This is a genomic window from Streptomyces sp. NPDC008137 (genome assembly GCF_042957035.1).
Lineage (GTDB): Bacteria > Actinomycetota > Actinomycetes > Streptomycetales > Streptomycetaceae > Streptomyces.
In genome coordinates this window covers 165,829-189,464 of the sequence record NZ_JBIBHN010000008.1, presented here as the reverse complement: position 1 = coordinate 189,464, position 23,636 = coordinate 165,829, and the positions used below count along the sequence as shown (strand labels likewise).

Genomic DNA, 23,636 nt, shown 5'->3' with positions numbered 1-23,636 from the left:
TTCTTCCGACCCCTTACAGCTTCATCAGGCTGGCGTCGTCGACCGAGGCCGAGTGACGGGCACGGAACAGGGACACGATGATCGCGAGCCCGACCACGACCTCGGCGGCGGCGACGACCATCGTGAAGAACGCGATGATCTGGCCGTCGAGGTTGCCGTGCATCCGGGAGAAGGCGACGAACGCGAGGTTGCAGGCGTTGAGCATGAGCTCGACGCACATGAACACGACGATCGCGTTGCGCCTGATCAGCACGCCGGTGGCGCCGATCGTGAACAACAGGGCCGCGAGATAGAGGTAGTTGACGGGGTTCACTTCGACGCCTCCTCGGACCGCTTGAACTTCGCCGGCCCGACCGCCTTGCGCTCCAGACGATCCTCGGCCCGCTGCTCCAGGGCCTTCAGGTCGTTGAGCGCCTGCTGCGACACGTCGCGGATCTGGCCGCGCTCGCGCAGTGTCTTGCTGACGGTGAGCTCGGAGGGTGTGCCGTCGGGGAGCAGGCCCGCGATGTCGACCGCGTTGTGCCGGGCGTAGACACCGGGCGCGGGCAGCGGCGGCAGCTGCTTGCCCTCGCGCACGCGCTGCTCGGCGAGCTCCCGCTGCGTCTTGGCGCGTTCCGTGCGCTCGCGGTGGGTGAGCACCATGGCGCCGACGGCGGCCGTGATGAGCAGGGCGCCGGTGATCTCGAACGCGAAGACGTACTTGGTGAAGATGAGGGCGGCGATGCCCTCCACATTGCCCCCGGCGTTCGCCTGGCCGATGCCGTTGAACTCCGTGAGCGAGGCGTTGCCGATGCCGCCGATCAGCAGGATGCCGAAGCCGAGACCGCACAGCAGGGCCAGCCAGCGCTGGCCCTTGATGGTCTCCTTCAGGGAGTCCGCCGCGGTCACGCCGACGAGCATCACCACGAACAGGAACAGCATCATGATCGCGCCGGTGTACACGATGATCTGTACGACGCCCAGGAAGTAGGCGCCGTTGGCGAGGTAGAACACCGCCAGGATGATCATGGTTCCGGCGAGGCAGAGGGCGCTGTGCACGGCCCTCTTCATGAGGATGGTGCCCAGGGCGCCGATCACCGCGATCGTGCCGAGGATCCAGAACTGGACGGCCTCTCCGGTGGAGGTGGAGTAGGCGGCGAGCTGGGCGGTCATCGGCCGATCACCTTCTCCGACGCCGGCTCGGTCCCGCCGAAGGTGGAGTCGGACTCCTGCACCACCTCGCCCTTGGAGTGGGCGACCTGCTGCTCGGTGCCGGGCGCGGCCTCGGTCACCAGGCCCCGGTAGTAGTCCTGTTCGTCCGTCCCCGGGTAGATGGCGTGGGGCGAGTCGACCATGCCGTCCTCGAGACCGGCGAGCAACTGCTCCTTGGTGTAGATGAGGTTGGCCCGGCTGGAGTCGGCCAGCTCGAACTCGTTCGTCATCGTCAGCGCGCGCGTGGGGCACGCCTCGATGCACAGACCGCACAGGATGCAGCGGGCGTAGTTGATCTGGTAGACGCGGCCGTACCGCTCGCCCGGCGAGTAGCGCTCCTCGTCGGTGTTGTCCGCGCCCTCCACATAGATGGCGTCGGCGGGGCAGGCCCACGCGCACAGTTCACAGCCGACGCACTTCTCCAGGCCGTCCGGATGGCGGTTGAGCTGGTGCCGTCCGTGGAAGCGCGGAGCCGTGGTCTTCTGCTGCTCCGGGTACTGCTCGGTCAGCCGCTTCTTGAACATGGCCTTGAAGGTCACGCCGAAGCCGGCCACGGGGTTCTGGAAACCGGGCTTGGTGTCCTTCGGTTCCTCAGCCTTCGAACGCTCGGGTACCTCAGCCATCGGACGCCTCCTTTCCATCCGTAGATCCACCCAGAGATTCGTCACTCTGAGTATCGGGCCCACCACTGACAATCAGCTCCCGTTCACGGCGCGAGCGGCGCCTGGGAGCCGGCGGGAGCTCCTGTCCGGGCAGCGGCGGCACGGGGAATCCGCCCGCCATCGGGTCGAAGGCCGCCGGGGCCTCGGCCGGTCGCTCGGCCTGCTTGGACTTCTCGCGGAACATGTCGACGACGAAGGAGAGCACCAGCAGGGCCAGCACGCCGCCGCCGACGTAGAGCACGATGTCGGCGAAGTCGTAGTTCTCGTTGCGCAGGGCGCGCACCGTGGCGACGAGCATCAGCCACACCAGCGAGACCGGGATGAGGACCTTCCAGCCGAGCTTCATCAGCTGGTCGTAGCGGACGCGCGGGAGCGTGCCGCGGATCCAGATGAACATGAACAGCAGCAGCTGGACCTTGACGGTGAACCAGAGCATCGGCCACCAGCCGTGGTTCGCGCCCTCCCAGAAGGTGCTGATCGGCCACGGGGCCCGCCAGCCGCCGAGGAACAGCGTGGCGGCGACGGCCGAGACGGTCACCATGTTGACGTACTCGGCGAGCATGAACATCGCGAACTTGATCGACGAGTACTCGGTGTTGAAGCCGCCGACCAGGTCGCCCTCGGATTCCGGCATGTCGAAGGGGGCGCGGTTGGTCTCGCCGACCATCGTGACGATGTAGAGGATGAAGGAGAGCGGCAGCAGCAGGATGTACCAGCGGTCGGCCTGCTGCTCGACGATCGCCGACGTCGACATCGACCCCGAGTAGAGGAACACGGAGGCGAAGGCGGCGCCCATCGCGATCTCGTAGGAGATCATCTGCGCGCAGGAGCGCAGGCCTCCCAGCAGCGGGTACGTCGAGCCGGAGCTCCAGCCCGCCAGCACGATGCCGTAGATGCCGACCGAGGCGACCGCGAGGATGTAGAGCATCGCGATCGGCAGGTCGGTGAGCTGCATCGTGGTGCGCTGGCCGAAGATCGAGATCTCGTTGCCGGCCGGGCCGAAGGGGATCACCGCGATCGCCATGAAGGCGGGGATGGCCGCGATGATCGGCGCGAGGACGTAGACCGCCTTGTCCGCGCGCTTGACGACGACATCCTCCTTGAGCATGAGCTTGATGCCGTCGGCGAGCGACTGGAGCATGCCCCAGGGGCCGTGCCGGTTGGGGCCGATGCGCAGTTGCATCCAGGCGACGACCTTGCGCTCCATCACGATGGAGATCAGCACGGTCACCATGAGGAAGGCGAAGCAGAACACCGCTTTGATGACGACCAGCCACCACGGGTCGCGGCCGAACATCGAGAGGTCTTCAGCGGCGAGGAGGTACGGGCTCATGCCTCCACCTCCTTGGGGGCCTCGCCGGCGAGGGTCGCCGGGCCGATGCGGACGAGGGAGCCGGGCCGCGCCCCGGTGTCGGAGGCGACGCCGCCACCACTGGAGTTCAGCGGCAGCCACACCACCCGGTCGGGCATCTCAGTGATCTGGAGCGGGAGTTCCACGGCGCCCTGAGGGCCGCTCACGGCGAGGAGGTCGCCGTTCTTGACGCCCGCCTCGGCGGCCGTCGCGGCCGACACACGCGCGCGTGCGGCGTGCCGGGTTCCGGCGAGTGCCTCGTCGCCCTGCTGGAGGAGGCCCTGGTCGAGCAGCAGCCGGTGCCCGGCGAGGACGGCCTCGCCGACCGCCGGGCGGGGCAGCGCGGCCGCGGTCTCCAGGGGTTCGCCGGCCCGCGGGCCGTCCCAGGCGCCGAGCCGGTCGATCTCCGCGCGCACGGTGCGCAGATCCGGCAGTCCGAGGTGGACGTCCATGGCGTCGGCGAGCATCTGCAGCACGCGCGCGTCGGTGGGCGCCAGGCGGCGGGTCATCTGGTCGGGCTTGAGCGCGGCCTCGAAGAAGCGGACCCGGCCTTCCCAGTTGAGGAAGGTGCCGGCCTTCTCGGCGACCGCGCCGACGGGCAGCACGACATCGGCCTCGCGGCTGATCTCGCTGGGCCGCAGTTCGAGGGAGACCAGGAAGCCGACCTCGTCGAGCGCCTCACGCGCGCGTGCCGGGTCGGGCAGGTCGGCGATCTCGACGCCCGCCACCAGCAGGGCCTGCAGCTCGCCGGTCGCGGCGGCCTCGATGATCTGGCCGGTGTCACGGCCGTAGCGGTGCGGGAGGCCGGCCACGCCCCAGACGCCGGCGACCTCGTCGCGCGCGCGTGGGTCGGTGGCCGGGCGTCCGCCCGGCAGCAGCGACGGCAGCGCGCCCGCCTCGATCGCGCCGCGTTCCCCGGCCCGGCGCGGGATCCACACCAGCCGGGCGCCGGTGGCGGTGGCGGTGCGTACGGCGGCGGTGAGTCCGCCGGCCACCGCGGCCAGCCGCTCGCCGACGACGATCACGGCGCCCTCGGCGCGCAGCGCCTCGGAGGCCGTCGCGCCCTCGTCCTCCAGGCCGACGCCGCTGCCGAGCGCGTCCAGCCACTCGGTCTCGGTGCCGGGAGCCGCCGGCAGCAGCGTGCCACCGGCCTTCTCCAGACCGCGGGTGGCGTGCGTGGCCAGCGAGAAGACCTTCTGCCCGTGCCCGCGCCAGGCCTTGCGCAGCCGCAGGAAGACGCCGGGCGCCTCCTCCTCCGCCTCGAATCCGACCAGCAGGACGGCGGGCGCGTTCTCCAGCGCGGTGTACGTGACGCCCGTACCGTCGAGGTCCCGGCCGCGGCCTGCGACCTGGGCGGCGAGGAAGTCGGCCTCCTCGGCGCTGTGCACGCGCGTGCGGAAGTCGATGTCGTTGGTGTCGAGCGCCACGCGCGCGAACTTGCTGTACGCGTAGGCGTCCTCGATGGTGAGCCGGCCGCCGGTGAGGACACCGGTGCGGCCCCGGGAGGCCAGCAGCCCCTGGGCCGCGATCTGGAGCGCCTCCGGCCAGGAGGCCGGTTCCAGCTCGCCCTCGGCGTTGCGCACCAGAGGCGTGTCGAGCCGGTCCCGCTGCTGCGCGTACCGGAACCCGAACCGCCCCTTGTCGCAGATCCACTCCTCGTTGACCTCGGGGTCGTTCGCCGCGAGGCGCCGCATGACCTTGCCGCGCCGGTGGTCGGTGCGTGTGGCGCAGCCGCCGGAGCAGTGCTCGCACACCGACGGTGAGGAGACCAGGTCGAAGGGGCGGGAGCGGAATCGGTACGCCGCCGAGGTCAGCGCGCCGACCGGGCAGATCTGGATGGTGTTGCCGGAGAAGTACGACTCGAAGGGGTCGCCCTCGCCGGTGCCGACCTGCTGCAGTGCGCCCCGCTCGACCAGTTCGATCATCGGGTCGCCCGCGATCTGGTTGGAGAACCGGGTGCAGCGGGCGCACAGCACGCAGCGCTCACGGTCGAGCAGCACTTGCGTGGAGATCGGCACGGGCTTCTCGTACGTGCGCTTGCGGCCCTCGAAGCGGGAGTCGGCGTCGCCGTGCGACATGGCCTGGTTCTGCAGCGGGCACTCGCCGCCCTTGTCGCAGACCGGGCAGTCCAGCGGGTGGTTGATGAGCAGGAGCTCCATCACACCCTTCTGTGCCTTCTCCGCGACCGGCGAGGTGAGGTGGGTCTTCACCACCATCCCGTCGGTGCAGGTGATGGTGCAGGACGCCATGGGCTTGCGCTGGCCCTCGACCTCGACGATGCACTGGCGGCAGGCGCCGGCCGGGTCGAGGAGCGGGTGGTCGCAGAACCGGGGGATCTCGATGCCGAGCTGTTCGGCGGCCCGGATGACCAGGGTGCCCTTGGGCACGCTGATCTCGGCGCCGTCGATCGTCAGCGACACGAGGTCCTCCGGCGGGACCGCCGCCTCTCCCCCGCCGGAGGGAGAGCTGGTGGTCACGGTCATGCGTTCACCTCCGTGCGGTCGGCCCAGGCCGTCGACTTCGCCGGGTCGAAGGGGCAGCCCCGGCCCGTGATGTGCTGCTCGTACTCCTCGCGGAAGTACTTGAGCGAGGAGAAGATCGGCGAGGCGGCGCCGTCGCCGAGGGCGCAGAAGGACTTGCCGTTGATGTTGTCGGCGATGTCGTTCAGCTTGTCGAGGTCGGACATCCGTCCCTTGCCGGCCTCGATGTCGCGCAGCAACTGCACGAGCCAGTAGGTGCCTTCGCGGCAGGGCGTGCACTTGCCGCAGGACTCGTGGGCGTAGAACTCGGTCCAGCGTGTGACGGCACGGACCACGCAGGTCGTCTCGTCGAAGCACTGGAGAGCTTTTGTGCCGAGCATGGAACCCGCGGCGCCCACTCCTTCGTAATCAAGAGGGACGTCGAGGTGCTCGTCGGTGAACATCGGGGTCGAGGAGCCCCCCGGCGTCCAGAACTTGAGGCGGTGCCCGGGGCGCATGCCGCCGCTCATGTCGAGGAGCTGGCGGAGCGTGATCCCGAGCGGCGCCTCGTACTGACCGGGGCCGGCGACATGGCCGGAGAGGGAGTAGAGCGTGAAGCCTGGCGACTTCTCACTCCCCATCGACCGGAACCATTCCTTGCCCCGCTGCATGATCGCGGGAACCGACGCGATCGACTCGACGTTATTCACCACAGTCGGGCACGCGTAGAGGCCCGCGATAGCAGGGAAGGGGGGACGAAGCCGCGGTTGACCCCGGCGGCCTTCGAGCGAGTCGAGCAGTGCGGTCTCCTCACCGCAGATGTACGCGCCCGCGCCCGCGTGCACGGTGATGTCGAGGTCGAGTCCGCTGCCCTGGATGTTCTCGCCGAGGAAGCCCGCCTCGTACGCCTCGCGTACGGCGGAGTGCAACCGCCGCAGCACTGGGACGACTTCACCACGCAGATAGATGAAGGCATGCGAAGACCTGATGGCGTAACACGCGATGATCATGCCCTCGATGAGGCTGTGCGGGTTCGCGAAGAGGAGCGGGATGTCCTTGCACGTCCCGGGCTCCGACTCGTCGGCGTTGACAACCAGATAGTGCGGCTTTCCGTCCCCCTGGGGAATGAACTGCCACTTCATCCCGGTGGGGAATCCCGCGCCGCCGCGCCCGCGCAGACCGGACTCCTTGACGTACGCGATCACGTCGTCCGGCGACATGGCGAGCGCCTTGCGCAGCCCCTCGTAGCCGTCGTGCCTTCGGTACACGTCCAGCGTCCAGGACTTGTCCTCGTCCCAGAAGGCCGACAGCACCGGTGCGAGCAGCTTCTCGGGGCTCATGTCTTTCAGCTCGGGTGCCAAGGTCATCACTCCCCCTCCTCGGCGGTGGGCCCGGCCGGGTGGGCCGGGTCGGAGGCCGACGTGTCCTGCGGCGCGTCGTGCGAGCTCAAGTGCTCCGTCGGTGACGGGTCGTGAGGTGTCGCGGTCCGGGCCGCCTCACCGCGCGGGTGCACCACGCGCGCGGGAGCGCTCTCTCCCTTGGCGAGCTTCAGGCCGATGAGGGAGGCGGGGCCCGCGCTTCCTCCGGACTCGACGGCTCCGTCCCGCTCGTCGGGGAATCCGGCCAGGACCCGGGCGGTCTCCTTGAAGGTGCACATCGGGGCCCCGCGGGTGGGCGTGACCGCCCGTCCCGCGCGCAGGTCGTCGACGAGGCGCTTGGCGCTGCCCGGGGTCTGGTTGTCGAAGAACTCCCAGTTGACCATCACGACGGGAGCGAAGTCGCAGGCCGCGTTGCACTCGATGTGCTCCAGCGTGACCTTGCCGTCTTCGGTGGTCTCGCCGTTGCCGACGCCGAGGTGCTCCTGGAGCTCCTCGAAGATCGCGTCCCCGCCCATGACCGCGCACAGGGTGTTGGTGCACACCCCGACCTGGTAGTCACCGCTGGGCCGGCGCCGGTACATGGAGTAGAAGGTGGCGACCGCGGTGACCTCGGCCGTGGTCAGGCCGAGCATGTCCGCGCAGAACCGCATTCCCGTGCGCGTGACGTGTCCCTCCTCCGACTGCACGAGGTGCAGCAGCGGCAGGAGGGCGGACCTGGAGTCCGGGTAGCGGGCGATGACCTCGCGCGCGTCCGTCTCCAGACGGGCCCGGACGTCGTCCGGGTAGGCGGGCGCGGGCAGTTCGGGCATGCCCAGGCTGACGCCCCGCTCGGAAGATGAGGTGGTCACCGGTCGACGCCTCCCATCACGGGGTCGATGGACGCGACGGCGACGATGACGTCGGCGACCTGGCCGCCCTCGCACATCGCCGCCATGGCCTGCAGGTTGGTGAAGGACGGGTCGCGGAAGTGGACCCGGTAGGGGCGGGTGCCGCCGTCGGACACGACGTGCACCCCGAGTTCGCCCTTGGGCGACTCGACCGCCGCGTACGCCTGTCCCGGCGGGACGCGGAAGCCCTCGGTGACCAGCTTGAAGTGGTGGATCAGGGCCTCCATGGAGGTGCCCATGATCTTCTTGATGTGGTCGAGGGAGTTGCCGAGACCGTCGGGCCCGAGGGCGAGCTGGGCGGGCCAGGCGATCTTCTTGTCGGCGACCATGACCGGGCCGGGCTGGAGCCGGTCCAGGCACTGCTCGACGATCCTGAGCGACTGGCGCATCTCCTCGAGCCGGATGAGGAAGCGGCCGTAGGAGTCGCAGGTGTCGGCGGTCGGGACGTCGAAGTCGTACGTCTCGTAGCCGCAGTACGGCTGCGTCTTGCGCAGGTCGTGCGGCAGGCCGGTGGAGCGCAGGATCGGGCCCGTCGCGCCGAGGGCCATGCAGCCGGCCAGGTCCAGATAGCCGACGTCCTGCATACGGGCCTTGAAGATGGGGTTCCCGGTGGCGAGCTTGTCGTACTCCGGGAGGTTCTTCTTCATCTTCTTCACGAACTCGCGGATGTGGTCCACCGCGCCGGGCGGCAGGTCCTGGGCGAGTCCGCCGGGGCGGATGTACGCGTGGTTCATCCGCAGGCCGGTGATCAGCTCGTAGATATCGAGAATGAGTTCACGATCACGGAATCCGTAGATCATGACCGTGGTGGCGCCGAGTTCCATGCCGCCGGTGGCGATGCACACCAGGTGCGAGGACAGCCGGTTCAGCTCCATCAGGAGCACCCGGATGATCGAGGCCCGGTCCGGGATCTGGTCCTCGATGCCGAGGAGCTTCTCGACGCCGAGGCAGTACGCCGTCTCGTTGAAGAACGGCGTCAGGTAGTCCATGCGCGTCACGAACGTCGTGCCCTGCGTCCACGTCCGGTACTCGAGGTTCTTCTCGATGCCGGTGTGCAGATAGCCGATGCCGCAGCGGGCCTCGGTGACGGTCTCGCCCTCGATCTCCAGGATCAGGCGGAGCACGCCGTGAGTGGACGGGTGCTGCGGGCCCATGTTGACGACGATGCGCTCGTCGTCGGCGCGGGCCGCCGACTCGACGACCTCGTCCCAGTCGCCGCCGGTGACGGTGTAGACGGTGCCCTCGGTGGTCTCGCGAGGGGAGGCGTGCGAAGTGCTCATGAGTACGACCTCCGCTGGTCCGGAGCCGGGATCTGGGCGCCCTTGTACTCGACGGGGATGCCGCCGAGGGGGTAGTCCTTGCGCTGCGGGAAGCCCTGCCAGTCGTCCGGCATCATGATCCGCGTCAGGGCCGGGTGGCCGTCGAAGACGATGCCGAAGAAGTCGTAGGTCTCGCGCTCGTGCCAGTCGTTCGTCGGATAGACGGAGAACAGCGACGGGATGTGCGGGTCGCTGTCGGGGGCGCTGACCTCCAGGCGGATCAGCCGGTTGTGGGTGATCGAGCGCAGGTGGTAGACGGCGTGCAGCTCGCGGCCCTTGTCGTTCGGGTAGTGGACGCCGCTGACGCCTGTGCACAGCTCGAAGCGCAGGGCCGGGTCGTCGCGCAGGGTGCGGGCGACGCGGACCAGGTGCTCGCGCTCGATGTGGAAGGTCAGCTCGTCGCGGTCGACGACCGTCTTCTCGATGACGTTCTCGGGGAGCAGGTCCTGTTCCTCCAGGGCTCCCTCCAGTTCGTCGGCGACCTCGTCGAACCAGCCGCCGTAGGGGCGGTTCGCCGGGCCCGGGAGCCGGACCGAGCGGACCAGGCCGCCGTAGCCGGAGGTGTCGCCGCCGTTGTCGGCGCCGAACATGCCGCGCTGGACGCGGATCTCCTCGCCGCCCTGGCCGCGCTGACCGGGGAGGTTGGAGGCCGACAGGTCCTTCTCGGGGTTGACGCCGCCCGTGCCGTTCGGGCCCTTCGCCCCGTTGGCGCCGTTCGCGTCGCTCATCGCAGCAGCCCCTTCATCTCGATCGTGGGCAGGGCCTTGAGCGCCGCCTCCTCCGCCTCGCGGGCCGCCTCCTCGGCGTTCACGCCGAGCTTGGAGGTCTGGATCTTCTGGTGGAGCTTGAGGATGGCGTCCATCAGCATCTCCGGCCGTGGCGGGCAGCCGGGGAGGTAGATGTCGACCGGCACGATGTGGTCGACGCCCTGGACGATGGCGTAGTTGTTGAACATGCCGCCCGAGGAGGCGCAGACCCCCATGGAGATCACCCACTTGGGGTTCGGCATCTGGTCGTAGACCTGCCTGAGCACCGGCGCCATCTTCTGGCTGACCCGGCCGGCGACGATCATCAGGTCCGCCTGCCGGGGCGAGCCCCGGAAGACCTCCATGCCGAAGCGCGCCAGGTCGTAGCGGCCGGCACCGGTGGTCATCATCTCGATGGCACAGCAGGCGAGGCCGAACGTGGCAGGAAAGACGGACGACTTGCGCACCCAGCCGGCGGCCTGCTCGACGGTGGTCAGCAGGAAGCCGCTCGGCAGCTTTTCTTCGAGTCCCATGACGTGTGGCCCCTCAGTCCCATTCCAGGCCGCCGCGCCGCCATACGTACGCGTACGCGACGAAGACGGTGAGCACGAAGAGCAGCATCTCCACGAGCCCGAAGATCCCCAGGGCGTCGAAGGTGACGGCCCAGGGGTAGAGGAAGACGATCTCGATATCGAAAATGATGAAGAGCATCGCCGTCAGGTAGTACTTGATGGGGAAGCGCCCGCCGCCGGCCGGCGTGGGGGTCGGCTCGATACCGCACTCGTAGGCCTCGAGCTTGGCCCGGTTGTACCGCTTCGGCCCGATCAACGTGGCCATGACCACGGAGAAGATCGCAAAGCCTGCCCCGAGGGCTCCCAGTACGAGGATGGGCGCATACGCGTTCACCGCTCCTCGCTCCTCTCAGTCGGCACTGACTGCTGGCGGTTTGCATCGGGCTCACTTCCGCCCCGTCCGTCCCGCGAACCCCGCCCGCCCCGGCGAAGATCGGGAACATGTGAAGCAGGTCACAAGCCCAACCGCGTGCATCTTATGCCTGTCGCTCTGTGATCTGCGACACGGGGTATTACTCAACCTTTGTGATCTCCACCACCTGACGATCGATCATGAAGTCGGATGAGCGGTGATCTTCACACGCGAAGCGTCCGAGTGATCACGAGAGGTGACATTTTGGCTCGTCAGCGCAGGTCGGAGGGGGGCGTCTCAATATCAAGAGAGTTCTCTTGCATGCAAATTGGCGATGGACTCGATCTCTTGATAGTGGCGCGTTCACACGTCAGGGGGCTCGGGGGGCGAGGTGTGGACGCGTGCATCCGTTCACGATCTTCGCGAGGCCGTGACCGGGTCGTGATCTACAGCGCGCGACGCGACTACCGGGACGATCGTTCCGTGACCTCCGTCACACTGATGAGAGATCCATGAGAACGGGGCTTGGCCAATCAAACCAACCGGTGGTAGGTGCGGGGCAATTCGGGCGTATTGATCAAAGACCGTGATCACAGGCCGATCACGGTGCGCCCGCAATGTCCGTTACGGCGTCAATAAAGGGCCTCGGAAGGGGGTTTTGAGGGCCCGATTGAACAACTGTGGCGCAGCACACGTTTCTTGAAGATATGAAGGAGCCCCTGGTACCGGTTGTTCCCATGTCCCACACCGCTCACATACGCAGCCACCGGAAACCCCGCCGCAGTGCGACCTCGTCGATCGCCGTGCGTGCCGGAGTCACCGGTGGCATCCTCAGCATGGCAGCGGCGGGTGCGTCGGCCTCGGCGTCCGCCGCCGAGCCGGTGACGCAGACCATCGAACTGCCCACCCTGACGGCCGACATGGCCACCCAGGTCGCCCAGTCCGCGGCCGCCACCCAGCAGGCGGCCGCGAACTACGAGCTGCGCGCCGAGCGTGACGCCGCCGCCGCCAAGGCCGCCACGGAGGCCAAGAAGGACCTCGCCGAGGCGAAGAAGAAGGCTGAGGCCAAGAAGAAGGCCGCCGAGGAAGCCCGCAAGGCCGCCGCCGAGCGCGCCACGCGCAGCGCCGAGCGCGCCACCCTCTCCGCCTCCGCGTCGGCCTCCACGTCCACGTCGGTGTCGGCGCCCTCCAGCGGCAGCGTCGCGACCGTCGTCGCCTTCCTCAAGGCACAGGTGGGCGACGCCTACGTCATGGGCGCCACCGGTCCCAGCGCCTGGGACTGCTCCTCCCTGGTACAGGCCGCGTACAAGCAGGTTGGTGTGGACCTGCCGCGCGTCTCGCAGGACCAGTCGATGGCCGGCACGGACGTGCCGCTGTCCAGCGTCCAGGTCGGCGACATCCTCTACTGGGGTGGCAAGGGCTCCGCGTACCACGTGGGTGTCTACATCGGAGACGGCCAGTACCTGGACGCGGCCAACCCGTCCAAGGGCGTCGTCATCCAGGACCTGTCGGGTTACCCGGCGTCGGGCGCGGTACGCGTCCTCTGACGTCACGCACACGGGTTTGAGGGCCGCTGCCACTGATGGCAGCGGCCCTCCCGGCGTGTCCGCACCCCTCCCGCGGTGTGTCCGCACCCCCTCCTGCCGCCCTCACGGGCCGTCTCCCGGCCTTTCGGGGGCGCGGCGTGCCCGGGAGTGGGACGAGCCGCGGCGCAGTGCTCAGACAGCCCTCTGGCCGCTCCGGCCATTCCTCCGCCGGCGGAGGAATGGCCGGACTCCTCGGTCCGGGGTGGCCGGACTCCTCCTGGGACGCGCACGGGGGTTCTGCTGGCTCCTACCCGCGGCTCGCGCCCGAGGCCCGGCAGCGCAGGGTCCGGCGGATCATCGAGGTCGGCGAGGAGGTCCTGCGCAAACCGTGCCGGGAGGTCACCGAGTCCGGCCCCGACCTCGCCGCCCTCATCGACGACATGTTCCTGACCATGTACATCGCGGCCGGAGCCGGACTCGCGGCGAACCAGGTCGGCGTCGACCTGCGGCTGTTCGTGTAGGACTGCCCGGACGACGACGGGGTGCGGCACGTCGGGCACATCGTCAACCCGGTCCTGGAGCCGCTCGACGCCGCCCACCGGAGGCTGCTCGACGAGGACGAGGGGTGCCTGTCGGTGCCGGGCGCCACGATGGACGTACCGCGGCCGGACCGGGCCGTCGTGCGCGGGTTCGACAAGGACGGCGAGCCGGTCGTCATCGAGGGCACGGGGTACTTCGCCCGCTGCCTCGCCCATGAAGCCGACCACTGCGCCGGGCAGCTCTGTCCGGACCGGCTCTCCAAGCGGGAGCGGAAGGACGCGCTGCGGCAGGTGGCGGACCGGCGGGACGAGGTGCTCGCGCGCCGGGCCGCCAACGTCGAGGCGCTGAGTGCCTGATTCAGGCAGAGCGCCGCGCGCGTGATCAGGCCTTCGGGGCCACCTTGCTCAGCCCGTTGATGATGCGGTCCATCGCGTCGCCGCCGGTCGGGTCCGTGAGGTTGGCGAGGAGCTTCAGCGTGAACTTCATCAGCATCGGGTGCGTGAGACCGCGCTGCGTGGCGATCTGCATGACCTTCGGGTTGCCGATGAGCTTCACGAAGGCGCGGCCGAGCGTGTAGTAGCCGCCGTAGGTGTCCTTGAGGACCCGCGGGTAGCGCTGGAGCGCCAGTTCGCGCCGGGCCGGGGTGGAGCGGGCGTGGGCCTGGACGATGACGTCGGCGGCGATCTGGCCGGACTCCATGGCGTAGGCGATGCCCTCGCCGTTGAAGGGGTTCACCAGGCCGCCGGCGTCGCCGACGAGCAGCAGGCCCTTGGTGTAGTGCGGCTGGCGGTTGAAGGCCATGGGCAGGGCGGCGCCGCGGATCGGGCCGGTCATGTTGTCGGGGGTGTAGCCCCAGTCCTCGGGCATGGACGCGCACCAGGCCTTCAGGACCTCGCGCCAGTCCAGCTCCTTGAAGGAGTCGGAGGTGTTGAGCACGCCCAGGCCGACGTTGGAGGTGCCGTCGCCCATGCCGAAGATCCAGCCGTAGCCGGGCAGGAGCCGGTCCTCCCCGGGACCGCGGCGGTCCCAGAGCTCCAGCCAGGACTCCAGGTAGTCGTCCTCGTGCCGGGGGCTCTCGAAGTACGTCCGTACGGCCACGCCCATCGGGCGGTCCTCGCGGCGGTGCAGGCCCATCGCGAGGGAGAGGCGGGTGGAGTTGCCGTCGGCGGCGACGACGAGCGGCGCGTGGAAGGTGACCTCGCGCTTGTCCTCTCCGAGCTTGGCGTGCACGCCGGTGATCCGGCCCGTGCGGTCGTCCACGATCGGCGCGCCCACATTGCAGCGCTCGAACAGCCGGGCGCCGGCCTTCTGGGCCTGCCGGGCGAGCTGGTCGTCGAAGTCGTCGCGCTTGCGGACGAGGCCGTAGTCGGGGAAGGAGGCGAGATCCGGCCAGTCGAGCTGGAGCCGCACTCCGCCGCCGATGATCCGCAGGCCCTTGTTGCGCAGCCAGCCCGCCTCCTCCGAGATGTCGATGCCCATCGCCACGAGCTGTTTGACGGCGCGCGGGGTGAGGCCGTCGCCGCAGACCTTCTCGCGCGGGAACGCGGTCTTCTCCAGCAGGAGGACGTCGAGTCCCGCTTTGGCGAGGTGGTAGGCGGTCGTGGAGCCGGCCGGCCCCGCGCCCACGACGATCACATCGGCGGTGTTCTCGGAGAGGGGCTCGGTCACGACGGTCACGGCGGGATCTCCCCAAGCTTCGGAATCTGTGTGCCGGCCGGCACAGGACATGGGCAGTCTATGCAGCGGTGTTGATCACCCGGCTGAAGGGCTGCCTACGGGAACCGAGCCCCTGCTGACGGAGCGTAGTCGGCTGTCACAGAAAGACACCCGTCGCTTCCGGGCGACGTGAGGCCGGAGTTACCCTTCCTGTACCGCTGGGGGTGACATCTGTGCAGATATCCCGCAAAGCACCCGAAGTGCGCGTACCGCGTCTGATCGGCCTGATGGCCGTGGACGCGCGCGAGACGGCCCGGGCGCGGGGCCTGTTCCTCAACGCGCCGGACCGGCCCGACTTCCATCTCTCCGTCGTCGACTACGTCGTACGCCAGTACCCGCAGCCCGAGGCCGAGGTGCCGCGGGACTCGATGGTCTACGTCTGGTTCGACTTCGGCCCCGGCGAGGGCGGCGGAGGCGTGCACGAGCCGCGGATCCCGAGACCGCCCAGGGGCGGACTCCAACGGGAGCTGGACGAGCCGGGCGACCCGTCCATGGTCCTCAGCTCCCCGTGAACTCCCCGCAGGGTCAGCTCTCCTTGAAGCCCCGGTGCAGGGCCACGATCCCGCCGCTCAGGTTGCGCCAGGCCACCCGCGACCAGCCGGCCTTGCCCAGCCGCTCGGCCAGCGCGGGCTGGTCGGGCCAGGCGCGGATGGACTCGGCGAGGTAGACGTAGGCGTCGGGATTGGAGGACACGGCCCGGGCGACCGGCGGCAGGGCGCGCATCAGGTACTCGGTGTAGACCGTGCGGAACGGCGCCCACGTCGGGTGCGAGAACTCGCAGATCACGATCCGCCCGCCGGGCCGGGTCACGCGCTGCATCTCCCGCAGGGCCGCGTCCGTGTCCTGCACGTTGCGCAGCCCGAAGGAGATGGTGACGGCGTCGAAGGTGCCGTCCTTGAAGGGGAGCCGTGTGGCGTCACCGGCGGTGTAGGGCAGCCAGGGCCGGCGCTGCTTGCCGACCTGGAGCATGCCCTGGGAGAAGTCGCACGGGACGACGTAGGCACCGGTCTGCGCGAAGGGCAGCGAGGAGGTGCCCGTGCCCGCCGCCAGGTCGAGGACCTTCTGCGCGGGGCGCGCGTCGACCGCCTTGGCGACCTCCTTGCGCCAGCGCCGGTCCTGGCCGAGGGACAGCACGTCGTTGGTCAGGTCGTACCGTTCCGCCACGTCGTCGAACATCGAGGCGACTTCGTGCGGCTGCTTGTCCAGGGATGCGCGGGTCACGCGCCCATTCTTGCAGTACGCCCTCATGGGTCCTCGAAGGGTCCTCACGGCAGGAGCCTGGGCTTCTTCCGCGCTGCCACGTCCTCCACCCACCCGCACAGCAGCACGAACACCGCGATCAGCACCCAGCCGACACCGAACATGAACCACTGGCTGTCCAGCGGCAGGTACGCCTCGAAAGCGGGCACGTCCCAGAAGCGGTCGATGGGAGCAGCGCGGCGGGCCTCAGCCGGGCCAGGACGCCGTCGTGGTGCGCGAAGCCGAGGAGCCGGCGGAACAGGAACGTCGCCAGGTCCCACAGCGCGGCGCCGAGCCGGTCGTCCGGCGGCTGCCACACGAACTGGAGGGCCAGGACCGGCACCAGGGACAGCAGCAGCACGGGGACCGGAGCGAGCCGGAAGACCCGCAGCAGGAGCGGGGAGAGGAGGACGAACCACAGATACGTCCGCAGGTACCAGAGGGTCTCCCAGGCCTGCTCGCCCCAGGCGCTGCCCGGCGGGTCGCCGAGCGGCACCACCCAGTACACGATCTGCCACCCCGGCATCCAGCCGTGCACCAGCATCGCGCCCGCCACGAACACGCCCCAGAACCAGAAGGGCGGCAGCAGTCTGCGGACGCGGCTCCTGATCACCGTGAGCGCGGGGCGCTGGAGCGACCTCGCCATGAGAGTGCCGGCCAGGGCGAACGTGACGCCCATGGAGGGGAAGACCAGCCCGCCCAGGCCCAGCCGAAGGTGTGGTACGCGACGACTCGGACCAGGGCGACCGCGCGCAAAGTGTCGAAGTAGCGGTCCCGCGCCGGGCGGGAGCCGGTCTCGGGCAGGCCGCGCCGAGCACGGTCGCGTACCCGAGGCGGAAGACCCCCAGCAGGAGACCGATCCGGCGCAGCAGCCGGGCCCGGCGTCCGGAGTTGTCAACGAACACGGGCCCTTCGGCGAACTCGTTGCCGCGTTTGCGGCGGCGACCGCGGGTGACGCGGCTTTCGATGGCAGGCTCGGAATGCATTCCCCGGACATTGGGCGGGCTTTATGTGCCCTAAACTTGGGTTTTGATGTAAGAGACCCATGAGAAACGACCGAATCTGTCCTTTCTCTGAGAGTCGTCGGGAACTCCTGCGGAACTCGTTTTCAGCGCCCATCATCGTGAGACGTTTGCTGCCGGGAAACGTACTGGGGGTTTGGACCTTTCTGACCTCACGAGAAACGGGAGCGTGCGCTATGAGGAGTCACCGGAAGCGGGCGGCGGTCGGACTGGGCTGTCTGCTCGCCCTGGCCGGCACAGCCTGCTCCGAGCAGGGCGAGGCGGCCCGCCCGGCACCCTCGAAATCAGCCGCGCCCGGTACGTCGTCGCCCTCCGCCGGGTCCGGCACCGAGTCCGAGTCCGGCGCCTCGGGTTCGACCTCGTACGCCCCCTACGTCAGCGCCACCGACGCCGCCACCACCGACTCCGCGGGCTCCCCCACGACATACAACCTGGCCTTCGTGCTGGCCGGCGGCAGCGGCTGCACCCCGCGTTGGAACGGCACGGACGACCTCGGCGACGCGGCGGTGAAGTCCCGTATCGCGGGGCTCAAGGAGGATGGCGCCCAGGTCCGGGTCTCGTTCGGCGGCGCCTCCGGCAAGGAACTCGCGGCGGCCTGCGACACCGCCTCGGAGCTGGCGGCGGCGTACGGCAAGGCCCTCGACGCGGCCGGTGCCACCCGGGCCGACTTCGACATCGAGGGCGACGAACTGGCCGACTCGGCTTCCATCGCCCTGCGTTCGAAGGCGATCGCCCAGTTGCAGCAGGAGCGCGACGACCTGGAGGTCTCCTTCACGCTGCCGGTCATGCCCTCAGGACTGGGCAAGGACAGCCTGGCCCTCCTCGCCTCCGCCAACGACAACGGCGTACAGGTCGCCACGGTCAATCTGATGACGATGAACTACGGATCGTCGTTCGACGGCGACATGGGCGAATACGCCCTCGCGGCCGCGAAGGCCTCGCACACCCAGTTGAAGAAGGTCTTCGGCACGTCGGACGCGGCGGCCTGGCGGGGCATGGCGCTCACCTCGATGATCGGTGTCAACGACGTCGCCGGCGAGACCTTCACGCTCGCCGACGCCACCGAGGTCCGTTCCTTCGCCGAGGACAAGGGCATCGGGTGGGTGTCGATGTGGTCGGCGGCCCGGGACCGGCAGTGCGCGGACGGGGCGAAGGCCGAGAAGGCGGCGACCGACTGCAGTGGGGTGAAGCAGAGTTCGGGGGCGTTCGCGGAGGAGTTCTCGGGCTGACGGGGCGTCGAAAAGCGTCGGCTCAGCGCCGCCGGTGCACCAGCCGCCCCGCGCACACCGTCGCGACGCACTCCCCCGCCTCGTCGAAGACGGCGAGGTCGGCGCGGCCGGTCGGCACGAGGGCGGGCCGGCGCGAACTCGGCAGGACGACGACGTCGTTGCGCTCGGCGGCGGCCCGGAGTTCCGCCGAGTCGACGTACTCCTCCAGGACCGCCACGGCACCCAGCTTCAGCACCGCGTGGACGCGTTCGCGCGGGCTCGGGGCGTCCGGGAGCGGGCCCTCGTGGACGCGGGCGGGGCCGAGGGTCCCGGGCCAGCTGCGCACCCGGGCCTTCGGGAACGCCTCGCGCACGTCGTCGAGCTTTCCGACGGCACCGATCCGGTCCCGCCCGACGACCACGGCGCCGTTCTTGACGGCATCGGAGTCCCAGGTGACGCGGACGGCGTCCGCTGTGTGAATCGTCTCCAACGCTTCCCCGCCGCAGCCTAGTTGGGGGCGAGCAGCTTGAGCTCGGGGTGAGCCGTACCGCCCTCGATGGCCGTGGACGAGAAGTGCGAGACCACGCGGTCGTCGGCGGGGTCGTTCGCCGGGTCGTCGTGCACGACGAGGTGCTCGTACGTGGTCGCCCGCTGGGCCGGCACCCGCCCGGCCTTGCGGATCAGGTCGATGATCTCCATCCGGTTGGAGCGGTGCTTCGCCCCGGCCGACGACACCACGTTCTCCTCCAGCATGATCGAGCCGAGGTCGTCGGCTCCGTAGTGCAGGGAGAGCTGGCCGACCTCCTTGCCCGTGGTCAGCCAGGAGCCCTGGATGTGGGCGATGTTGTCCATGAACAGCCGCGCGATCGCGATCATCCGCAGGTACTCGAAGAGCGTCGCCTGCGTGCGGCCCTTCAGGTGGTTGTTCTCCGGCTGGTAGGTGTACGGGATGAAGGCGCGGAAGCCGCCCGTGCGGTCCTGGACGTCCCTGATCATCCGCAGGTGCTCGATGCGCTCGGCGTTGGTCTCGCCGGTGCCCATCAGCATGGTGGAGGTGGATTCCACGCCCAGGTTGTGCGCGATCTCCATGATCTCCAGCCAGCGCTCGCCGGACTCCTTCAGCGGGGCGATGGCCTTGCGGGGCCGCTCGGGCAGCAGCTCGGCACCGGCACCGGCGAAGGAGTCGAGCCCGGCGGCGTGGATGCGCTGGATGGCTTCCTCGACCGACACCTTCGAGATCCTGGCCATGTGCTCGACCTCGGACGCCCCCAGGCTGTGGATGACCAGCTGCGGGAAGGCCTGCTTGATGGCGGCGAAGTGCTTCTCGTAGTACTCGACGCCGTAGTCCGGGTGGTGGCCGCCCTGGAACATGATCTGCGTGCCGCCCAGCTCGACGGTCTCCGCGCACCGGCGCAGGATGTCGTCGAGGTCGCGCGTCCAGCCCTTGTCCTTGGCCTTCGGCGGGGCGTAGAACGCGCAGAACTTGCACGCGGTGACGCACACGTTCGTGTAGTTGATGTTGCGCTCGATGATGTACGTCGCGATGTGCTCGGTCCCCGCGTACCGGCGGCGGCGTACGGCGTCGGCGGCGGCGCCCAGCGCGTGCAGCGGGGCGTCGCGGTACAGCGCGAGCGCCTCGTCCGGGGTGATCCGCCCACCGGCGGCTGCGCGGTCGAGGATGGGCTGAAGGTCGGCCTTCTCGGTCACCGGGCGTCCCTTTCGTAAGGGTTGTGGACGGACCAGCCCAGCGTACGCCAGGGGTTGTGAGAGCAGGCGGGCGCCCACGAGGTCAGGCCGTGTACGCACCCACGAGCAGCCCCAGCAGGGCGCCGGTGATCAGGAACGGCCCGAACGCGATCGCCGTCTTGCGGTCGGCTCGGCGTGCGACGACGAGGGCACCGCCGTACAGTGCGCCCAGCAGGAACCCGGCGAAGGTGCCGAGCATCACGGTGGGCCAGCCGTACCAGCCGAGGACCGCCCCCGTGCCCAGGGCGAGCTTGACGTCGCCGAAGCCCATCCCGGCGGGGTTGATGAGGAACAGCACGAAGTAGCCGCCGCCCAGCGCGAGCGAGCCGAGCAGGGCGGTCGTCCACTCCCCCGCGTGCTCGGGCACCAGCGCGGTGAGGCCGAGCAGGGCGAGCGCGGCCCCGGCGAACGGGAGCGTGAGCGGGTCGGGCAGCCTCCGCACCCGGAAGTCGACGGCCGTCAGCAGGACCCCGACGGGGGCGAGCAGCAGCCAGACGCCGAGCTCGGGGCGGGTGCCGGTGGCGGCGGCGAGGGCGGCGCAGACGAGGGCGGTGGCGATCGTCAGGGGGGTCGTACGCGGCCCGTACCCGGTGCGGGTCGTGCGCGGCCCGTACCCGGTGCCCGTGCACTCGGGGCACGCCGCCCGGCCGAGCCACCCTTTGAGGGCGTGCCCGCCCGGGCAGCTGTCCCGCCACGGCTCGCCCGCCGGGGCCGAGAAGCGAAAAGCCGCGCGCGGCAGGAACGACCCCGCCGCCGCGCCCCAGAGCGCGGCGGCGATGATCAGCAGCCCGGTGTTCATCCCACCGCGGCGATCGCGTCGCGCCACGTCGGCAGCAGCTCGTCGAGCAGCGCCTCGGTGCGCGGCGGCAGGCCGCGTGCCCCGCTGCGGCCGATGAGGTCGGTGGCGAGCGCGGTGAGCTGGGACGTGTCGCCCGTGGCGTGGGTGGCCCGCAGCAGCTCGTGCCACAGCCGCTCGTCGGACGGAGCCGTACGCAGCGCCGCGTTCAGGGCCTCGATGGCCTTCTCCGCGCGGTTCTTCTCCATGTGGAACTCGCACAGCGCGAGCCCGGTGTCCGCGACCAGCAGGGGCAGCTGCGCGTCGACGATCTCGTGGGTGAGCCACCGGTAGCGGCCCTCGGGCCGGTCGGCGAGCAGCGGCCCGCGCACCAGCACGAGCGCGTCGGTGAGCAGCCGCCCGCGCACGGCCCGGCTGTCGACGCCCTTGCCCTGCGTGGCCTCGTGGTACAGGGACCGCAGCACGTCCAGGTCGGAGACGACGGACTTGGCGAGCGTGAGCCGCCCCGTCTCGTCCCGGCCGAGTCGGGGCGTGCCGTCCGGGTCGGCGCCGAGCCACACCCGCAGCCGGTCCAGGAGCGCGTTCCGTACGTCGTCGGTGACGCCGCGCGGCCACAGCGCGGAGGCCAGCACGCGCGGGTGCACGCCCTCGCGGTGCAGGAGCAGCAGGGCGAGCGCCTCGTGCAGCAGCGCGCTGCGCTCCCCGTCCGGGGTGTCCAGCCCGATGATCTCGTACGGCCCCACGAGACGGGCGTAGACGGCCGGCCGCCCGTGCTCGCTGATGTCGACGAGGAACGGCGGGGTGGTGACGGGCCCGTTCGTCTCGCGCTCGGGGTCGGCGTCGGTGAACAGCTCCACCACGGCGCGCTGTTGGGCGGCGGGCAGCAGCTGCGCGTCGAGTTCGAGCCCGAGGAGCGGCGCGAGCAGCTTGCCCTGGCCGGTGATCTCCATCTCCCAGGCGGCGCCCGGCAGATCGCCGGTCTCGGTGCCGACGAGGTAGCCGATGCCGAGGCGCCCGGCGTCGGCGGCGAGTTCGGCGAGCTTGACGGAGTCCTCGGCGGACGGCTGGGCGGCGAGCAGGACGAGGTGCGGGGCCCAGCGGGTGTGCTGGGCGGGCCCGGTGCGGCCGGTGAGCACGGAGTCGTGCCCGGCGGCACCCAACGCCCCCCGCCGCTGCCGCGTCTCGGCCTCCATGGTCTCGACGAGCGCCTCGATGTCCTCGAGGTGCCGGATCCGGTTCGGGGCGAGCGGCGTCAGGTCCTCGCCGAAGCCGACGAGCGTGATGGTCATGCGGTCGGACCACCCGTTGGTCGCCAACTCGGCGGCGACGGACGCGAAGACGGCGGCCCGGTCGGCCTCCCGGCCGCTCAGCGAGACGATGCCGGGCACCGCCTCCAGGTTGAGCAGCAGCCGCGAGTCGTCCATGGTGCCGAGGCTGACGAGCCCGGGGTAGGGCGCGGCCGTGTCGGTGTCCTCGTAGCGCTCGGCGTCGGTCCTGGCCAGCATCCAGAAGGTCTGGTCCTGGCCCTGCTGCCAGGGGGCGGGCGGCTTCCCGGCGGGCTGGGCGAGCTGGAGGTGCAGATCGCCGTTGCTCAACCAGGCCGCGTAGACGACCGGCAGCGCGCGCGACTCCTCGGCGAGGGAGGCGGCGAGCCCGCGCAGACTCCGGTCGAGCAGCCGTACGCCCTCGGGGTCGGCGCCGACGAGCAGCGCGTCCTGGACGTCCTGGGCGTCCCCGCTCGGCGTGGGCGGCTCCATGCCGCGCCGCCCGCCGACGGCCCCGAACGCCGACTGCCACAACGCCTGCCGGCGCCGCCGCCCCAGGGCGCCGAGGAGACCGGCGGCGAGCAGGGGCGCGGCGAGCAGGGCCTCCGGGAGGCCGAAGGAGCCGTCGGACTCGGCGTCGACGCTGGTGGCCTGCTGGTGGCCGGTGTCGTGGGAGGGCCGCTGCTGCTCGGGGACGGACACCTGGGTGGCGCCGCCGCCCTGCGCCTGGTCGCTTCCGCCCTGGGCGCCCCCTCCGCCCTGGGCGTGATCACCGCTCTGGGCGTAGTCGCTGATCTGCTGCTGCACATCGGGCGACACGTTGGGAGCCTCGTCGGGCATCTCGACGAGATCGCCGCCGCGCGCGTCGCCCGGCATCTCCATGATCCAGCCGGGCCGGATGAGGCTGGCCTCGGAGAGCTTGGACCCGTCCGGCTGGACGCGGTCCTTGTTGAGCTCGAAGATCTCCTTGTAGCGACGCCCGTCACCGAGGTGCCGGTCCGCTATCTCCCACAGGGAGTCGTGGTGACGCCCCTCGGGCGGCTGGATCCGGTAGTACTTCGTGTCGCCCTGCTTGGCGGTGCTGCCGCCGGCCTCCGCGTGCGAGGCGGCGTGCGAGGCCTGCTCGGCGAGGGCGGACGCGGTGCCGGCGGCCTGCTCCTGCTGCTGGGCGAAGAGACCGCCCGGGGTCTGCTGGGCGGCGGCCACGGTGGGCTTCTGGTTGGCGTCGTACGTCTGCCCGAGCTGCGACAGCCCGGGCGCGAAGCTGGCGGCCGTGGCGCCGACGAGCAGCAGCGCGGCGACGAGCTGCCGCGCGAGCAACTGACTGGGCCCGGCGCCCGGTACGCGTCCCGGCACGCCGACACCGGACAGCGCGGCCTTCATCTCCACGAGCACGCAGGCGGTGAACTGCGCCCACGCCAGCCACACCACGACGGTGAGGATGTTCAGGAACGTCTGAACGGTGATCTCTTGCTGCAGCCAGTCGAGGCTCGGCACCCCGTTCGGCAGCGGCCACCCGATCTGCGTGGCCAGCGCGCCCGGCACACCGACGAGCAGAACGGCCAGCGCGACAAAGGCGAAGAACGCCTTGACGAAGTCCCCGAACGACCGCCGCCGGATCCTCACCGGCTGCGGCGTCCGATTCCTCGGGGCCGCGGTC

The 23,636-nt window shown here is 70.3% G+C and carries 20 protein-coding genes and 2 pseudogenes; 4 read left to right on the top strand and 18 right to left on the bottom strand.

All coding sequences use genetic code 11. The features are described from left to right. Nucleotides 1–13: 13 nt before the first annotated feature. The 11 genes from nuoK to ACFZBT_RS15910 are packed head-to-tail and all read right to left on the bottom strand — an operon-like array spanning nt 14 to nt 10,900. Nucleotides 14–313: an NADH-quinone oxidoreductase subunit NuoK gene (gene nuoK / locus ACFZBT_RS15960; protein ID WP_062928520.1), complete on the bottom strand. Its 300-nt coding sequence runs from the start codon at nt 311–313 to the stop codon at nt 14–16. Next, nucleotides 310–1,152 (bottom strand): NADH-quinone oxidoreductase subunit J, encoded by an 843-nt coding sequence (locus tag ACFZBT_RS15955; RefSeq protein ID WP_391103365.1) that lies wholly within the window; start codon nt 1,150–1,152, stop codon nt 310–312. The genes nuoK and ACFZBT_RS15955 overlap by 4 nt, the downstream gene beginning before the upstream one ends. Beyond that, nucleotides 1,149–1,814: an NADH-quinone oxidoreductase subunit NuoI gene (gene nuoI / locus ACFZBT_RS15950; protein WP_391103363.1), complete on the bottom strand. Its 666-nt coding sequence runs from the start codon at nt 1,812–1,814 to the stop codon at nt 1,149–1,151. Before nuoI ends, ACFZBT_RS15955 begins: the two co-directional genes overlap by 4 nt. Next, nucleotides 1,807–3,186, bottom strand: a complete 1,380-nt coding sequence (gene nuoH, locus ACFZBT_RS15945) for an NADH-quinone oxidoreductase subunit NuoH (RefSeq protein WP_391103361.1) — start codon at nt 3,184–3,186, stop codon at nt 1,807–1,809. The genes nuoI and nuoH overlap by 8 nt, the downstream gene beginning before the upstream one ends. Continuing rightward, a complete protein-coding gene (locus ACFZBT_RS15940; RefSeq protein ID WP_391103359.1) occupies nt 3,183–5,687 on the bottom strand; it encodes an NADH-quinone oxidoreductase subunit G in 2,505 nt (834 codons plus the stop codon). Before ACFZBT_RS15940 ends, nuoH begins: the two co-directional genes overlap by 4 nt. Then, nucleotides 5,684–7,030, bottom strand: a complete 1,347-nt coding sequence (gene nuoF, locus ACFZBT_RS15935; RefSeq protein ID WP_391103357.1) for an NADH-quinone oxidoreductase subunit NuoF — start codon at nt 7,028–7,030, stop codon at nt 5,684–5,686. The genes ACFZBT_RS15940 and nuoF overlap by 4 nt, the downstream gene beginning before the upstream one ends. Then, nucleotides 7,030–7,890 carry an NADH-quinone oxidoreductase subunit NuoE gene (nuoE, locus tag ACFZBT_RS15930; protein ID WP_391103355.1) on the bottom strand — a complete coding sequence of 287 codons (861 nt, stop codon included), beginning with the start codon at nt 7,888–7,890 and terminating at the stop codon, nt 7,030–7,032. The genes nuoF and nuoE overlap by 1 nt, the downstream gene beginning before the upstream one ends. Next, entirely contained in the window at nt 7,887–9,209 is a 1,323-nt protein-coding gene (locus ACFZBT_RS15925; protein ID WP_391103352.1) for an NADH-quinone oxidoreductase subunit D, read from the bottom strand. Before ACFZBT_RS15925 ends, nuoE begins: the two co-directional genes overlap by 4 nt. Beyond that, the gene (locus tag ACFZBT_RS15920) at nt 9,206–9,976 is read right to left on the bottom strand and encodes an NADH-quinone oxidoreductase subunit C (protein ID WP_391103349.1); all 771 of its coding nucleotides are present in this window, start codon (nt 9,974–9,976) and stop codon (nt 9,206–9,208) included. The genes ACFZBT_RS15925 and ACFZBT_RS15920 overlap by 4 nt, the downstream gene beginning before the upstream one ends. Beyond that, the gene (locus ACFZBT_RS15915) at nt 9,973–10,527 is read right to left on the bottom strand and encodes an NADH-quinone oxidoreductase subunit B family protein (protein WP_010041554.1); all 555 of its coding nucleotides are present in this window, start codon (nt 10,525–10,527) and stop codon (nt 9,973–9,975) included. The genes ACFZBT_RS15920 and ACFZBT_RS15915 overlap by 4 nt, the downstream gene beginning before the upstream one ends. Nucleotides 10,528–10,540: 13 nt before the next feature. Next, complete coding sequence (locus ACFZBT_RS15910) at nt 10,541–10,900, bottom strand: NADH-quinone oxidoreductase subunit A (RefSeq protein ID WP_003974383.1); 360 nt, start codon at nt 10,898–10,900, stop codon at nt 10,541–10,543. A 725-nt stretch (nt 10,901–11,625) separates the two neighbouring features. Here ACFZBT_RS15910 and ACFZBT_RS15905 point away from each other — a divergent pair. Next, a complete protein-coding gene (locus ACFZBT_RS15905; protein ID WP_391103345.1) occupies nt 11,626–12,465 on the top strand; it encodes an NlpC/P60 family protein in 840 nt (279 codons plus the stop codon). A 218-nt stretch (nt 12,466–12,683) separates the two neighbouring features. Then, nucleotides 12,684–13,340, top strand: a pseudogene (gene def / locus ACFZBT_RS15900) (peptide deformylase). Nucleotides 13,341–13,365: 25 nt separating this feature from the next. On the opposite strand, the gene ACFZBT_RS15895 reads toward def, so the two are convergent. Then, entirely contained in the window at nt 13,366–14,661 is a 1,296-nt protein-coding gene (locus ACFZBT_RS15895; RefSeq protein WP_391103343.1) for a geranylgeranyl reductase family protein, read from the bottom strand. A gap of 239 nt (nt 14,662–14,900) precedes the next feature. Between ACFZBT_RS15895 and ACFZBT_RS15890 the strand changes: the two genes are divergently transcribed. Next, nucleotides 14,901–15,212: a PASTA domain-containing protein gene (locus tag ACFZBT_RS15890; protein ID WP_391103340.1), complete on the top strand. Its 312-nt coding sequence runs from the start codon at nt 14,901–14,903 to the stop codon at nt 15,210–15,212. A gap of 13 nt (nt 15,213–15,225) precedes the next feature. Here ACFZBT_RS15890 and ACFZBT_RS15885 read toward each other — a convergent pair whose 3' ends face one another. Together ACFZBT_RS15885 and ACFZBT_RS15880 are read right to left on the bottom strand one after the other, a co-directional pair. Then, nucleotides 15,226–15,921, bottom strand: a complete 696-nt coding sequence (locus ACFZBT_RS15885; protein WP_329052735.1) for a demethylmenaquinone methyltransferase — start codon at nt 15,919–15,921, stop codon at nt 15,226–15,228. Between the two features lie 44 nt (nt 15,922–15,965). Continuing rightward, nucleotides 15,966–16,743, bottom strand: a pseudogene (locus ACFZBT_RS15880) (acyltransferase family protein). A 394-nt stretch (nt 16,744–17,137) separates the two neighbouring features. On the opposite strand from ACFZBT_RS15880, the gene ACFZBT_RS15875 reads away from it, so the two are divergent. Next, on the top strand, nt 17,138–18,190 hold the full coding sequence (locus ACFZBT_RS15875; RefSeq protein ID WP_391103337.1) for a chitinase: 1,053 nt from the start codon (nt 17,138–17,140) through the stop codon (nt 18,188–18,190). A gap of 22 nt (nt 18,191–18,212) precedes the next feature. Here the strand turns inward: ACFZBT_RS15875 and ACFZBT_RS15870 are convergent, their stop codons facing one another. The 4 genes from ACFZBT_RS15870 to ACFZBT_RS15855 all read right to left on the bottom strand — a co-directional run bounded on the left by ACFZBT_RS15870 (nt 18,213) and on the right by ACFZBT_RS15855 (nt 23,602). Beyond that, nucleotides 18,213–18,659 carry a hypothetical protein gene (locus tag ACFZBT_RS15870; protein WP_391103335.1) on the bottom strand — a complete coding sequence of 149 codons (447 nt, stop codon included), beginning with the start codon at nt 18,657–18,659 and terminating at the stop codon, nt 18,213–18,215. A 17-nt stretch (nt 18,660–18,676) separates the two neighbouring features. Then, nucleotides 18,677–19,876 carry a cyclic dehypoxanthinyl futalosine synthase gene (gene mqnC, locus ACFZBT_RS15865; RefSeq protein WP_391103333.1) on the bottom strand — a complete coding sequence of 400 codons (1,200 nt, stop codon included), beginning with the start codon at nt 19,874–19,876 and terminating at the stop codon, nt 18,677–18,679. Nucleotides 19,877–19,958: 82 nt separating this feature from the next. Further along, nucleotides 19,959–20,714 carry a prepilin peptidase gene (locus tag ACFZBT_RS15860; RefSeq protein ID WP_391103330.1) on the bottom strand — a complete coding sequence of 252 codons (756 nt, stop codon included), beginning with the start codon at nt 20,712–20,714 and terminating at the stop codon, nt 19,959–19,961. Then, the gene (locus ACFZBT_RS15855; protein ID WP_391103327.1) at nt 20,711–23,602 is read right to left on the bottom strand and encodes a BTAD domain-containing putative transcriptional regulator; all 2,892 of its coding nucleotides are present in this window, start codon (nt 23,600–23,602) and stop codon (nt 20,711–20,713) included. Before ACFZBT_RS15855 ends, ACFZBT_RS15860 begins: the two co-directional genes overlap by 4 nt. Nucleotides 23,603–23,636 lie beyond the last annotated feature (34 nt).

Excerpts from the sequence above, each read along its gene's own strand:
- ACFZBT_RS15955 (WP_391103365.1), bottom strand. The coding sequence starts at position 1,152 with ATGACCGCCCAGCTCGCCGCCTACTCCACCTCCACCGGAGAGGCCGTC.
- nuoI (WP_391103363.1), bottom strand. The coding sequence starts at position 1,814 with ATGGCTGAGGTACCCGAGCGTTCGAAGGCTGAGGAACCGAAGGACACC.
- nuoH (WP_391103361.1), bottom strand. The coding sequence starts at position 3,186 with ATGAGCCCGTACCTCCTCGCCGCTGAAGACCTCTCGATGTTCGGCCGC.
- ACFZBT_RS15940 (WP_391103359.1), bottom strand. The coding sequence starts at position 5,687 with ATGACCGTGACCACCAGCTCTCCCTCCGGCGGGGGAGAGGCGGCGGTC.
- nuoF (WP_391103357.1), bottom strand. The coding sequence starts at position 7,030 with ATGACCTTGGCACCCGAGCTGAAAGACATGAGCCCCGAGAAGCTGCTC.
- ACFZBT_RS15925 (WP_391103352.1), bottom strand. The coding sequence starts at position 9,209 with ATGAGCACTTCGCACGCCTCCCCTCGCGAGACCACCGAGGGCACCGTC.
- ACFZBT_RS15920 (WP_391103349.1), bottom strand. The coding sequence starts at position 9,976 with ATGAGCGACGCGAACGGCGCCAACGGGGCGAAGGGCCCGAACGGCACG.
- ACFZBT_RS15915 (WP_010041554.1), bottom strand. The coding sequence starts at position 10,527 with ATGGGACTCGAAGAAAAGCTGCCGAGCGGCTTCCTGCTGACCACCGTC.
- ACFZBT_RS15905 (WP_391103345.1), top strand. The coding sequence starts at position 11,626 with ATGAAGGAGCCCCTGGTACCGGTTGTTCCCATGTCCCACACCGCTCAC.
- ACFZBT_RS15875 (WP_391103337.1), top strand. The coding sequence starts at position 17,138 with ATGAGGAGTCACCGGAAGCGGGCGGCGGTCGGACTGGGCTGTCTGCTC.
- ACFZBT_RS15860 (WP_391103330.1), bottom strand. The coding sequence starts at position 20,714 with ATGAACACCGGGCTGCTGATCATCGCCGCCGCGCTCTGGGGCGCGGCG.